Origin of the sequence: Streptomyces sp. NPDC007162 (assembly GCF_040634175.1) — a bacterium.
Lineage (GTDB): Bacteria > Actinomycetota > Actinomycetes > Streptomycetales > Streptomycetaceae > Streptomyces.
Genome location: NZ_JBEYFC010000060.1, coordinates 18383 through 28239, shown reverse-complemented (window position 1 = coordinate 28239; position 9857 = coordinate 18383). Strand labels below are relative to the sequence as shown.

The 9857-nt window shown below is 71.6% G+C and carries 7 protein-coding genes and 2 pseudogenes; 6 read left to right on the top strand and 3 right to left on the bottom strand.

What is annotated here, in order from left to right; translation table 11 throughout:
* Window positions 1-1232 (bottom strand): NADP-dependent isocitrate dehydrogenase (locus tag ABZ646_RS10285; RefSeq protein WP_360515498.1); only part of this gene is annotated, 1232 nt, incomplete at its 3' end.
* A 216-nt stretch (window positions 1233-1448) separates the two neighbouring features.
* Between ABZ646_RS10285 and ABZ646_RS10280 the strand changes: the two genes are divergently transcribed.
* Window positions 1449-3032, top strand: a complete 1584-nt coding sequence (locus ABZ646_RS10280; RefSeq protein ID WP_360515495.1) for a M1 family metallopeptidase — start codon at window positions 1449-1451, stop codon at window positions 3030-3032.
* A 16-nt stretch (window positions 3033-3048) separates the two neighbouring features.
* Here ABZ646_RS10280 and ABZ646_RS10275 read toward each other — a convergent pair whose 3' ends face one another.
* The gene (locus ABZ646_RS10275; protein ID WP_360515492.1) at window positions 3049-4140 is read right to left on the bottom strand and encodes a mechanosensitive ion channel family protein; all 1092 of its coding nucleotides are present in this window, start codon (window positions 4138-4140) and stop codon (window positions 3049-3051) included.
* Window positions 4141-4251: 111 nt separating this feature from the next.
* Window positions 4252-5235: a lysylphosphatidylglycerol synthase transmembrane domain-containing protein gene (locus ABZ646_RS10270; RefSeq protein ID WP_360515489.1), complete on the bottom strand. Its 984-nt coding sequence runs from the start codon at window positions 5233-5235 to the stop codon at window positions 4252-4254.
* Window positions 5236-5391: 156 nt separating this feature from the next.
* Between ABZ646_RS10270 and ABZ646_RS10265 the strand changes: the two genes are divergently transcribed.
* The 5 genes and pseudogenes from ABZ646_RS10265 (at window position 5392) to ABZ646_RS10245 (ending at window position 9856) form a co-directional block, all read left to right on the top strand.
* Window positions 5392-7257: an ABC transporter ATP-binding protein gene (locus tag ABZ646_RS10265; protein ID WP_360515510.1), complete on the top strand. Its 1866-nt coding sequence runs from the start codon at window positions 5392-5394 to the stop codon at window positions 7255-7257.
* Window positions 7258-7394: 137 nt separating this feature from the next.
* Window positions 7395-7562: pseudogene (locus ABZ646_RS10260) on the top strand (helix-turn-helix domain-containing protein); the annotation flags it as partial.
* A gap of 42 nt (window positions 7563-7604) precedes the next feature.
* A pseudogene (locus ABZ646_RS10255) lies at window positions 7605-8109 on the top strand (RNA-guided endonuclease TnpB family protein); the annotation flags it as partial.
* Window positions 8110-8321: 212 nt separating this feature from the next.
* Complete coding sequence (locus ABZ646_RS10250; protein ID WP_360515486.1) at window positions 8322-8852, top strand: 2Fe-2S iron-sulfur cluster-binding protein; 531 nt, start codon at window positions 8322-8324, stop codon at window positions 8850-8852.
* Window positions 8849-9856 (top strand): xanthine dehydrogenase family protein subunit M, encoded by a 1008-nt coding sequence (locus tag ABZ646_RS10245; RefSeq protein WP_360515483.1) that lies wholly within the window; start codon window positions 8849-8851, stop codon window positions 9854-9856. Before ABZ646_RS10250 ends, ABZ646_RS10245 begins: the two co-directional genes overlap by 4 nt.
* Window position 9857: the final 1 nt, after the last annotated feature.

Sequence of the window (9857 nt, the reverse complement as noted above, 5' to 3'; positions counted from 1 at the left end):
ATCAGGCCCACGTTCGGGACCGAGCCCATGGTGGACGGGTCGAAGGCGCCGTTGGCCCGGCAGTCCTCGATCACGGCCTGGTAGACGCCGGCGTAGGAGGAGTCCGGGATCACCGCGAGGGTGTCGGCCTCCTGGCCGTCCGGGCCCCACATGTGGCCGGAGGTGCGGATCATGGCCGGCATCGAGGCGTCGATGATGACGTCCGAGGGGACGTGCAGGTTGGTGATGCCCTTGTCGGAGTCGACCATCGCGAGGGCCGGGCCCTCGGCGATCTCGGCGTCGAAGGAGGCCTTGATGTCGGCGCCCTCCGGCAGGTTCTCCAGGCCCTTGTAGATGCCGCCCAGGCCGTCGTTCGGGGAGAGGCCGGCCGCCTTCAGGGTCTGGCCGTACTGCGCGAACGTCTTCGGGAAGAAGGTGCGCACCACGTGACCGAAGATGATCGGGTCGGAGACCTTCATCATCGTGGCCTTCAGGTGCACGGAGAACAGCACGCCCTCCTGCTTGGCGCGGGCGATCTGCGCGGCCAGGAAGTCGTTGAGCTGCGCGACGTGCAGCACGGAGGCGTCGACGACCTCGCCCTCCGTGACCGGTACGGAGTCCTTGAGGACGGTGGTGGTGCCGTCCTCGGCGACCAGCTCGATCCTCAGCCGGCCGGCCTCGGAGATCACCACGGACTTCTCGGTGGAGCGGAAGTCGTTCTCGCCCATGGTGGTGACGTTGGTCCGGGACTCGGGGGTCCAGGCGCCCATGCGGTGCGGGTGGGTCTTGGCGTAGTTCTTGACCGAGGCGGGGGCGCGGCGGTCCGAGTTGCCCTCACGCAGGACCGGGTTCACGGCGGAACCCTTGATCTTGTCGTAGCGGGCGCGGATCTCGCGCTCCTCGTCGGTCTTCGGGTCGTCCGGGTAGTCGGGCAGCGCGTAGCCCTTGCCCTGGAGCTCGGCGACCGCGGCCTTCAGCTGCGGGATCGACGCCGAGATGTTCGGCAGCTTGACGATGTTGGCCTCGGGGGTCTTCGCCAGGTCGCCCAGCTCGGCCAGCGCGTCCGGGATGCGCTGGTCCTCGTTCAGGTACTCCGGGAAGTGCGCGATGATGCGCCCCGCCAGCGAGATGTCGCGGGTGTCCACGGCGACACCGGCCTGCGAGGCGTATGCCTGGACCACCGGCAGGAACGAATGCGTCGCCAGGGCCGGGGCCTCGTCTGTGTAGGTGTAGATGATGGTCGAGTCAGTCACCGGGTGCTCCGCTCCACGTCTGCAACATTGCTCGACATCAAGATATCTCGTGACCGACCCGCGCTCGACAGGGGTCGGCGACTCGGAAGATCTGTTGGCCATACGACAGGCAACCGAATCGGTCACAAGGGTGGTCAACAAGACGAGCCACCACCACCGGCCGGCGGACGGACCGACCACCCGGCCGCCCGAGCGAAACCCGAGCGAAAGCCGACCATGAGATATCGCACCAGAGTGACGGCCCCGGCGGCCGCCCTGCTCGGCACGGCGACCGTCCTGGCCACGGGGGCCCCGGCCCTCGCGCGTCCCTTCTCCGCGGGGGAGACAAGGGACACCGCGAGGGCCGGGGGCGAGGCGCCGGCACCGGGCCCCGAAACCCTCGGCGACCCCGTCTACCCGGCCCTCGGCAACGACGGCTACCGCGTCCACGCCTACGACCTCGACCTCGCCTACGACGCCACGACCCGCCTCGTCACCGGCACCGCGACCCTGCGCGTGCGCACCACGCAGAACCTGTCCCGCTTCTCCCTGGACGCCCTCGGCCTGGACATATCGGCCGTGCGCGTCGACGACCGGGACGCCGCCTTCGAGCAGACGGACGAGAAGCTGCGGATCACCCCAATCCGGCCGCTGCGCGAGCGCGACGACGTCACGGTGTGCGTGACCTACTCGGCCGACCCGCGCCGCACCCTCCCGCACACCGCCTGGGTGCCCACCCCCGACGGCTTCGCGATCTGCCCGCAGCCGGACTCCGCGCACACCGTCTTCCCGTGCAACGACCACCCCTCGGACAAGGCGGACTTCACCTTCCGCATCACCGTCCCCAACGGTGTGCGCGGTGTCGCGAACGGCCTGCTCACCTGCGTCGAGAACCTCCCCGGCGACCGGACGGCGTACTCGTACCGCTCCCGGTCCCCGATCGCCACCGAACTCGTCCAGATCACCGTCGGCGACTACGTGGTCAGGGACCGGCGGGGCCCGCACGGGTTGCCGCTGCGGGACGTCGTGCCCGCCGCCCGGGCCGCCGCCCTGGAGCCGGCGCTCGCCCTCACCCCGGCGCAGGTCGGCTGGCTGGAGGACCGGCTCGGCATCGCCTTCCCGTTCGAGACCTACGGTCTGCTGCCCTGCAACTCCGACGCCCCGGACGCCTTCGACTTCACCGGCCTGGAGACCCAGACCCTCACCCTCTACAAGCCGAACTTCCTGCTCCAGGAGGAGGCGAGGATCGGCTCGCACATGATGCACGAGCTGGTCCACTCCTACTTCGGCAACCTGGTCTCACCCGCCACCTGGGCCGACCTGTGGCTGAACGAGGGCCACGCCGACTTCTACGGGCTGCTCTACCGTTACGAGCGCGGCTGGCCTGACTCCCTGGGCCTCACCACCATGGAAGCCCGGATGAAGGACACCTACGCCCGCGGCGACCAGTGGCGCCACGACTCGGGGCCGGTGGCCGCCCCGAACGCGGTCGACCTCTTCGACAGCCAGCGCTACCTCGGCGGCGTCCTGACCCTGTACGCCTTCCGCCAACTGGTCGGCGAGGACGTCTTCCACGCCGTCGAGCGCACCTTCCTGGAGCGCTTCCGCCGCCGCTCGGCCTCGACGGCGGACTACATCGCCGTGGCCTCGGAGGTCTCCGGCCAGGACCGGTCCGGTTTCCTCCGCGACTGGCTGTACGGCACGACGACCCCGCGGATGCCCGGCCACCCGGACTGGACGGTCACCCCCGTGACCCCCGCCCCGGCCACCCCGCACAGCCTGCGCGGCGGCCACCACCACGACAACTCGGCGACGCTGTAGGCGACTCGGCAGGGGGTTAGTCGGTGTGCGGCAGGCCGGACGGTACCCCGTCCGTGACCCGCTGCTGCGGGATCACCACGGCCCCCTGCTGGAGCGCCACCGTACGGGTCGGGGCCGGGATGCGGATGCCCTCCTCGCGGTAGCGGCGGTGCAGGCGCTTGATGAACTCGTGCTTGATCCGGAACTGGTCGCTGAACTCGCCGACCCCCAGGATCACCGTGAACCCGATCCGTGAGTCGCCGAACGTGTGGAAGCGGATGGCCGGTTCGTGCTCCGGGACCGCGCCGGTGATCTCGGTCATCGTCTCCGCGACGACCTCGTGCGTGATCCGCTCGACGTGGTCCAGGTCGCTGTCGTAGCTCACGCCCACCTGCACCAGGATCGTCAACCGCTGCTCGGGGCGCGTGTAGTTGGTCATGTTGGTCTTCGCCAGCTGGCCGTTGGGGATGACCACCAGGTTGTTGGAGAGCTGACGGACGGTCGTCTGACGCCAGTTGATGTCCACGACGTACCCCTCCTCACCGCTGCTCAGCTGGATGTAGTCACCCGGCTGGACGGTCTTGGAGGCCAGGATGTGGATGCCCGCGAAGAGGTTGGCGAGAGTGTCCTGAAGCGCCAGCGCGACCGCGAGACCGCCCACGCCGAGGGCGGTGAGCAGTGGCGCTATGGAGATGCCCAGCGTCTGCAGCACCACCAGGAAACCGATCGCGAGGACCAGGACCCGGGTGATGTTCACGAAGATCGTGGCCGATCCCGCGACCCCGGAGCGGGACTGGGTGACCGACTGCACGAGCCCGGCGATCACCCGTGCCGCGGACACCGTCACCGCGAAGATGAGCAGCACCTGGAGGCACTGGTTGGTGTGGTGCTGGACCGTCTTCGTCAGCGGCAGCACCGCCGCCGCGGCCGCCGCGCCGCCCGCGAGCGCCGCCCACGGGACCACCGTGCGCAGCGCGTCCACGACGACGTCGTCACCGCTCCAGCGGGTCCGCTTGGCGTGCTTGGCCAGCCAGCGCAGCAGCCCGCGCGACAGAAACGCCAGCAACAGACCCGCGGCCAGCGCGATCGAGGCCAGGACCAGGTCATCGACGGTGAGCGCTCGGTTCACCGGTTACCTCCGTTCGGTAGTGCAACCGCTCATCCTGCCGCATCCGCACGGAGGTTCGTACCGACACCGACTCAGACCGGTCTCGGCGCGGGGCAGTTGGTCAGCCCCCGGTCAGATGACCTTCAGCCGCACCAACGCCCCCAGGGTCAGCGCTCCCGGCAGCAACGGCACCCACACGGTGATGATCCGGTACGCCAGCACCACCGCCGTGACCACCGCCACCGGGCCGCCCGCCGCCACCAGCGCCACGATCAGCGCCGCCTCCACCGAACCCAGACCGCCCGGCGTGGGGATCAGCGCGACGGCGACCGTGGCCGCCAGGTAGGCCAGCGCCATGTGCGCGGGCGGCACCCGAAGACCCAGCGCCTGCCCCACCGCCACCAGGCCCACCGCCTGGAGCGCGGGAAAGGCCAGCGAGCCGCCCCACAGCGCCAGCGCCCGCGCCGGCCGCGTGTGCACCGACCGGGCCTCGCTCAGCGCGGTGCGCACGAACCGGAACACCGGCTCGCGCACCCGTCGTACGCCGAACAGCACACCCAGGGCCACGGCCACCAGCGCGCAGACGGCGGCCAGCACCGGGCCGGCGTCCCCGGCGGGGAGCAGGCCGTCGAGCCGCAGCGCGTCGGGGAAGGCGAAGAAGAGGGCGGCCATCAGACCCACCCGGGCCACCGACTCGGCAAGCAGATACAGGGCGAGCGCGGCCGAGGAGGTGGCGAGCGGCACCCCGCACACGGTCATGAACCGCAGATTGACCGCACCCGAGCCGAGGCCCGTCGGCAGCAGGTGGTTGGCCGAGCCGGCCGCGAGCTGGGTCGCCAGCAGCCGCCAGCGCGGCAACGGCTGGATCACCGCGCCCTGCCGGGTGAAGGCCGCGGCCACCCAGGTCAGACAGGTGGCGCCGGCGGCCGCCAGCAGCCAGGGCCAGGAGGCGGACCGCAGCTGGCCGAAGCCCTCGACGAGGACCGGCCAGTGCTGCACCGCGAGGACCGCGACGAGCACGAGCGGTATCAGGGTGCAGACGTGCCGCACCGGGATGCGGCGGACGAGCCGGGGGAGACGGCTCGCACGGAAGTCGGGGGTTCGTACCGCTGTCACACCCCGAGAGGTTCTCCGCGCCGCCCCAACGGCGGGTGGCGGAAGAGGAGACTCCGGATGACGGCCGGGATGCGGCTGGGGTTGCTCCGTACGGGGGTCCGGCGAGCACGCCTTGACCTCAACGAACCTTGAGGTTCTACGTTCTCCTCCATGAGTATGGAGACCACCGCCTGGATGCAGCTGCACAGCGTGATGACCGCCCAGCAGGAGCGGCGCCCGTTCGACCGGGCCACGCTGCGCCGCATCGCCGCCTTCGCCCGCCCGCACCGCGCGGGCATAGTCCGTTTCGTTCTGCTCGGGGTGGCGACCGCCCTGCTCGCCGTCGCCACCCCCGTGCTCGCCGGTCATGTCGTCGACGCGATCGTGTCGGGGCACGACGCCGCCACGGTCGTACGCCTGTCGCTGCTGATCGCGCTGGCCGCGCTCGCGGAGGCGGCGCTCGGGGTGCTCGGGCGGCGGCTCTCGGCGACGCTCGGGGAGGGACTCATCCTCGACCTGCGCACGGCTGTGTTCGATCATGTGCAGCGCATGCCCGTCGCGTTCTTCACACGCACTCGTACGGGAGCGCTGGTCAGTCGTCTCAACAACGATGTGATCGGCGCCCAGCGCGCCTTCGCGGGCACCCTCTCCGGAGTGGTCAGCAACCTGGTCACCCTGGTGCTCACGCTCGTGGTCATGCTCACCCTGTCCTGGCAGATCACCCTGCTCGCGCTGGTGCTGCTGCCGCTGTTCGTGGTGCCCGCCCGCCGGATGGGCGGCCGGATGGCCCGCATGCAGCGCGAGGCCGCCGCGCTCAACGCCGACATGGGCACCCGGATGACCGAGCGGTTCTCCGCCCCGGGCGCCACCCTGATCAAACTCTTCGGCCGGCCCGAGGAGGAGTCCGCCGAGTTCACGGCGCGCGCCGCCCGGGTCCGGGACATCGGTGTACGCACCGCCACCGCCCAGTCGGTGTTCATGACCGCGCTGACCCTGGTCTCCTCGCTGGCCCTCGCCCTGGTCTACGGCCTCGGCGGCTGGTTCGCGCTGCGCGGCACCCTGGAGGCGGGCGCCGTCGTCTCCCTCGCCCTGCTGCTGACCCGCCTGTACGCCCCGCTCACCGCGCTCGCCGGCGCCCGTGTCGAGGTGATGAGCGCGCTGGTCAGCTTCGAGCGGGTCTTCGAAGTGCTCGACCTGAAGCCCCTGATCGAGGAGAAACCGGACGCCCGTGAGGTCCCCGAGGGCCCGGTCGCCGTCGAGTTCGACGACGTCCGGTTCGCCTACCCGGCCGCCGACCAGGTCTCCCTCGCGTCGCTCGAAGAGGTCGCGGTCCTCGACTCGCGCGGCGGCACCGACGTCCTGCACGGCGTCTCCTTCCGTGCCGAACCCGGCCAGACCGTCGCCCTCGTGGGGTCCTCCGGCGCCGGCAAGTCCACCATCGCCCAGCTGCTGCCCCGCCTGTACGACGTCGACGGGGGCGCCGTCCGCGTCGGTGACGTGGACGTCCGCGACCTGACCGCGGGCTCGCTGCGCGCCACCCTCGGCATGGTCACCCAGGACGGCCACCTCTTCCACGACACGGTCCGCGCCAACCTGCTGCTCGCCCGGCCCGCGGCCACCGACGACGAGCTGTGGGAGGCCCTCGGCCGTGCCCGCCTGGACGAGGTCGTACGGTCCCTGCCCGACGGCCTGGACACGGTGGTCGGCGAGCGCGGTTACCGGCTCTCCGGCGGTGAGCGCCAGCGCATGACCATCGCCCGGCTGCTGCTGGCCCGCCAGCGCGTCGTCATCCTGGACGAGGCCACCGCCCACCTCGACAACACCTCGGAGGCGGCCGTCCAGGAGGCGCTCACGGAGGCCCTGGAAGGGCGGACGGCCGTGGTCATCGCGCACCGGCTGTCCACGATCCGGGCCGCCGACCAGATCCTGGTGGTCGAGGCCGGGCGGATCGTGGAGCGCGGGACGCACGCATCGCTGCTGGCGGCGGAGGGGCGGTACGCGGAGCTGTACCGGACGCAGTTCGCGGAGGCGCCGGCGGTCTGAGCCACGCGATTCGGGGTGCGCCCCCTTGCCGCCGGTGGTCCGGACCTTTGGTTTCACGTCTTAAACAAAGCCTCACGGATGCGCTCGACGCCCGCGGACGACAAGGGCGTTGGGCGCATCCGTGCCGCTTCCCCCGCATGAAGGGCCAACCCTCCGTGGTCAGACCTCTCCCCACGGCTGTCTCCATAGCCGCTCTGACCCTGTCCGCAGGACTGCTCACCGCCGTTCCCGCACAGGCCGCCACCCAGCTCTACCCGGATGCCGGTCAGCGCACCGCGCTGGCCAGGGCGTTCGGGTGCGCCCGGGTGGTGTTCAACGATGCTGTCCGTGCCCGTGAGGACGCCCGCCGGGCCAAGGGCCGCCTGAGGGTCGCCCGCGCCCACGCCACAGCTGCTGACGCGCGTCGTGAGTTCCACCACCAGCTCTCCACGAAGCTGATCTCCGAGAACCAAGGGGTCGCGGTAGAGGATCTGGCAGTTGTGGGGCTCGCGCGTACCAGGCTGGCCAAGAGCGTGCACGATGCCGGATGGGCATCGTTTATCAGCATGCTGGAGTACAAGGCTGCCCGATACGGCCGCACCCTGGTCAAGGTCGGCCGGTTCGAGCCGACCTCCCAGACCTGTTCCACCTGTGGCGTCAAGGACGGGCCCAAGCCCCTGAACGTGCGGGAAATGGACCTGTGGTGCCTGCGGCACCGTCCACGACCGGGACCACAACGCCGCGATCAACGTGAAGACGGCCGCCGGACTGGCGGTGTCGGCCTGCGGAGCGCCGGTAAGACCGGGAGCAACCCCGGCACAGCGCGAGGAAACAAGAAGCCACGGACTCCCGACCGGAAGCCGAGCCGCATAGCGGCACGGCAACGATCGAGAGGGCCAGAATCCTCGGGCCCCAGCCTGAGGAGCAAGTCAATTCAGCAGCAACCCGAGCGCGCGCGGCGCGTGGGTGACCCGGCGGACACAACGGGTCACCCACCGCGACGCCGGTGGCGGTACGTGTGGGGCGGCGCGACCTGGATACCTGGAGCAGGCGGCGGCACACCCCGTCGGGAAGTCAGGCACGTCATGGACAGTGACATCCAGCGCTCCGAAACCACCCTCCGGGTCAACGGCAAACCCCACACCCTGCTCCTCGACAACCGGCGCGTCCTGCTGGACGTGCTCCGCGAGGACCTGGACCTGACCGGCGCCAAGAAGGGCTGCGACCACGGCCAGTGCGGCGCCTGCACCGTGCTGGCCGACGGACGCCGGGTGAACAGCTGCCTGCTGCTCGCGGTGTCCCTCGACGGCAGCGAGATCACCACCGTCGAAGGCCTGTCCGCCGACGGCGAGGGCCCGCACCCGCTGCAACAGGCCTTCCTGGAGCGCGACGCCTTCCAGTGCGGCTACTGCACCCCCGGCCAGCTCTGCTCCGCCGTGGGCGTGCTCGCCGAGGCCGCCGCCGGGCACCCCTCGCACGTCACCGACCCGGCGGCGCCGGCCGGCCGGCCGGTCCCCCTGGACCGGACCGAGATCCGCGAGCGGCTCAGCGGCAACCTGTGCCGCTGCGGCGCCTACCCCCGGATCGTCGACGCGGTGCGGGACGTGATCCCGTGAGGTCCTTCGACTACGTCCGCGCCCGCACCCCCGAGGAGGCCGTCGAGGCCTTCACCGCCCGCCCCGGCGCCCGCTACCTGGCCGGCGGCACCAACCTCGTCGACCTGATGAAACTCGGCGTCGAACGGCCCACCGCGCTGATCGACGTCACCCGTCTCCCCCTGGACAAGCTGGCGGAGCTGCCCGACGGGACCCTGCGGGTCGGCGCCACCGTCCGCAACAGCGACCTCGCCGCCCACCCCCTGGTCCGCGACCGCTACCCGGTGCTGTCCCAGGCGCTGCTCGCCGGCGCCTCGGGCCAGCTCCGCAACGTCGCCACGACCGGCGGCAACCTCCTCCAGCGCACCCGCTGCAGCTACTTCCAGGACCCCGGCAAGCCCTGCAACAAGCGCGAACCGGGCAGCGGCTGCGGCGCCCTGGACGGCGTCCACCGCGACCACGCCGTCCTCGGCACCTCCCCGCACTGCATCGCCACCCACCCCTCCGACATGGCCGTCGCCCTCTCCGCCCTGGGCGCCCGCATCGAGCTGTACGGCCCCGAGGGCGCCCGCTCCGTGGCGGTGACCGACTTCCACCGGCTGCCCGAGGACCACCCCGAGCGCGACACCGAGATCCGCCCCGGCGAGCTGATCACCGGGGTGCTGCTGCCCGCCGCCACGGCCGGCGTGCCCTCGGCCTACCGCAAGGCCCGCGACCGGGCGTCGTACGCCTTCGCACTCGCCTCCGTCGCCGTCGTGCTCAGGGTCGCCGACGGGCAGGTCGGACAGGTGTGCCTGGCCTTCGGCGGGCTCGCCCACCGACCCTGGCGGGCCCGGGTGGCGGAGGCGGCCCTGCTGGGCGAGGCGGCCACCCCGGCGGTGTTCGCGAGCGCCGTCGACCTGGAACTCGCCGCCGCCCGCCCACTGCCGGACAACGCCTACAAACTGCCCCTCGCCCGCAACCTCGCGCTCGACGTGCTGGCCCGGCTCGCCCCGGCGCCCGCCCCGCTCCCACCCCGGAGGTAGC